We start from the raw sequence: 234 nt of genomic DNA on the forward strand, positions 1-234 counted from the left end.
ACGATCAAGAGCTTCGCTTGCGCTAACACCATCAATTAACAATCCGGCACCGGGCATGAGACACACCCTATACGTCCACTATCGTGATTGAAGAGTGCTGTGTTTTTAATAAACAGTCGCAGCGGACTGGTATCTTCGACCGGCGTGGGCTTACGCAGCAATTTCTTCACCCTCAAAGCCGCACCTTCTCCCGAAGTTACGGTGCCATTTTGCCTAGTTCATTCAACCGAGTTC

At 50.0% G+C, this 234-nt stretch carries 1 rRNA gene; it reads right to left on the bottom strand.

Going from position 1 to position 234, the window contains the following annotated elements:
• Positions 1–234 (bottom strand): 23S ribosomal RNA (locus OH705_RS28810); the annotation flags it as partial.

The sequence above is a fragment of the Pseudomonas sp. BJa3 genome (assembly GCF_026343815.1).
GTDB lineage: Bacteria > Pseudomonadota > Gammaproteobacteria > Pseudomonadales > Pseudomonadaceae > Aquipseudomonas > Aquipseudomonas soli.